Annotated in this window: 3 protein-coding genes; all 3 read right to left on the bottom strand. The window is 56.6% G+C overall.

Going from position 1 to position 2,623, the window contains the following annotated elements; translation table 11 throughout:
- Positions 1-160: 160 nt before the first annotated feature.
- Entirely contained in the window at positions 161-709 is a 549-nt protein-coding gene (locus tag C1I89_RS33595; protein WP_088591327.1) for a cysteine hydrolase family protein, read from the bottom strand.
- A gap of 139 nt (positions 710-848) precedes the next feature.
- Positions 849-1,646 carry a GlxA family transcriptional regulator gene (locus tag C1I89_RS33590; protein ID WP_231689537.1) on the bottom strand — a complete coding sequence of 266 codons (798 nt, stop codon included), beginning with the start codon at positions 1,644-1,646 and terminating at the stop codon, positions 849-851.
- Between the two features lie 748 nt (positions 1,647-2,394).
- Positions 2,395-2,623 (bottom strand): TRAP transporter large permease subunit (locus tag C1I89_RS33585; protein WP_146196989.1); only part of this gene is annotated, 229 nt, incomplete at its 5' end.

The following is a 2,623-nucleotide window of genomic DNA, read 5'->3' as shown; positions in this document are numbered from 1 at the left end:
GTGTGTTCAGCAGGCGCTTACGGAAGGATTGTAGGGGGCTTACTTCAGATGAACCGCGTTTGGAGCCCTCTTTGGCGCCTAACGTAGTCAGCTAGTGTTCCCGAGGCTCGGAACCGAGCAAGATCATGCCATCATGCCATCATGGCAGACAGGGGCTAAGTCAGTTCGCCAAGTATTCGTCAGTCGACTTGACTTGGCCATAGCCGAATGCGAAGGCGGCCATCATTGCGGCATGTACCTGGGTTGCGGGAACCTTCACGCCATTGAATTCCAGATCTAGCGTGGCACAAGCATCGTGGAGTACGGTGACGGGGTAACCCAAATCGGCCGCAGCGCGAACGACCGCGTCCACGCACATGTGACTCATAGCGCCGACGACAACCACTTCTTCGACCCCTCGATTGTCGAGTTGCTGCTTGAGGTCGGTTTGGCGGAACGAGTTGATATGATTCTTCACGATGACGGGCTCCCCGTCATGCGGGGCGACGGCAGACTGAATTTCCACCCCCTCAGTGCCAGGCAAAAAAAACGGCGCTTCGTTGTTTGCGAATTCATGCCGGACGTGAAAGATGGGCTCGCCGTTCGACCGTGCGTGAGCGATCACGCGTGCTGCATTTGTTGACGCCGCTTCAATGCCGGAAAGGGGCAGCTTCCCAGTAGATAGGTATTCGTTTTGCAGGTCGACAACGATTAATCCGCGCTTTGTCATGGTCGTCTCCGAAAGGTCTAGAGTGAGTCGACATGTTCGCCCAAAGCGCATATCCGAGAGTAGTGGCAGTGCCGACAAATTCCGCGGTGATACCGACATTTATCTGTGAGACGTTCACCAATTGAAGTATGGCTTGGCCCTACGACTCTCTGGATGTACCGCCCGCCCCCCCGACGTTGCCGACACTAAATCTGCGGCGATAGGCGCTCGGGGATAGCCCGGCGATACGCGCAAAAATCTTCCTAAACGCGCCAGGGTCGCTGTATCCTACTTCCCACGCTACCCGATCAATAGGCGCTGAGTCGAATTGGAGCAGTTCTTTAGCCCGTCCGACGCGTAAATGTTGACAATACTCAGTGGTCGTCATGCCGGTGGCCTTTTGAAAGCGTCGAAGCAATGTGCGCTCTTCAAGATTGGCTTGCTCGGCGAGTACTTGAAGCCTAGTCTCCTTCCCCTGAGTTGCTTGCAGCCAATGCTGCACTTTCAATACGGCGGCATCGCCATGTGAAAGTCTTGGCGAGAACACACTGTAGTAACGCTGCTCTCGACCGGGAGGGTCGACTAGCATCATGCGCGCCGTGGCAAGCATCACGGTTGGGCCCAGCAGCCTGTCTACTAGACGCAACCCTAGATCCGTCCAAGACATCAGGCCGCCGGCGGATATGACATCGCCGTCATCAATAATGAGTCGGTTAACGTCAACGTTGACGTCTGGAAAGCGACTTTTGAGCAGGTCGGCATACGTCCAATGGGTGGTCATGGGCCGGCCGGTCATCAACCCGGTCTCCGCCAATAAAAAGGCGCCGGCGCATACCGAACCGATCACGACGCCTCTGCCATGCTGTTCGCATCGCCAAGCAGTGAGCGACGAATCCGATGCTCCTCCCGTTGGCTCGGCCAAGGAGGGCGGTAGTATCAATGCTGACAAAATCGACACCCTACTGGCTCCGTTATCGAAGACACGCACCGGCGCAACTCCTGGCGCGGGTTGCTCCCAATGGGTGACTCTTAGCGGGATGTTGGATTGGGCTCCGTAGGAGGCGGCGCAAGCGTTAGCAACACAGAACAGATCTGTCAGCCCCAACACCGACGCCTGTTGGACGGCGGGATAGAGGACCACTCCTACTTCCAATTGCTTTACTGGTTCCACGTGTCGGCGCAGCCTAAATTTTGTGCTGTTCCCGTCGTCAATTATCCACTCGGTCAGCAAACAGGCGTGAGAATGAGCGCGCAGAAGCGCCACAACCACTCACTAATTGATTGTAAAGCAGAGCCCAGAACCGATTGGGTGCGGGCCTCGCCGGAAGTGGCGACCGTCCGCTGAGAAGCATGCAAACCGATGCTGCGGGTGTCGCAAGCCACATAGACGCGATCACCACTTCGTGCCAGCCCCTAAATAGCTTTAAGCGTTCACCTAGGACACCAAAACCAGATAGTTCGGTGGGGATGGTGGAAAGGGTTGTGCGCGTGGCAGAGTTTCATATCCGCTCAAAATAGATATATAGCTGTAGAACCGCTATTTTAGGCATGATACGCCACTGTGGCGACCGGCTGCCGTCCAGTTTTACTGCGTTACCGGTGGCAAAAGGGCTGCTTCGTGAGCCCTTTCTTATCTGCGTAGGCGGACTTCGACCGGTTTCGCTCAACATCGCCCCAACTCGGGACTAGGCTTCACGGAACTGGGCTCACAGGTGGGCCATCTGGTCGGGTAGCCACATAGCCAGTTGCGGGACTGCCAGAAGTAGCACGATCATCAGCAACAGCATCGCGAGGAACGGCAGCACGCCCATCACCACGTCCATGAATTTGCCCTGGCCGCGCACGCTGTGCACCACGAACAGGTTCATGCCGAAGGGGGGCGTGAGCTGGCACATTTCGCATAGCACGATCAGCATCACGCCGAACCACACCGGG

It is taken from the genome of Achromobacter pulmonis, from assembly GCF_002885955.2.
GTDB classification, from domain to species: Bacteria; Pseudomonadota; Gammaproteobacteria; order Burkholderiales; family Burkholderiaceae_B; genus Achromobacter; species Achromobacter pulmonis_A.
This window is presented reverse-complemented; position numbering and strand designations above follow the sequence as displayed.

Bases quoted from the DNA above. Each gene is read 5' to 3' on its own strand.
- C1I89_RS33595 (WP_088591327.1), bottom strand. From the start codon at position 709: ATGACAAAGCGCGGATTAATCGTTGTCGACCTGCAAAACGAATACCTA.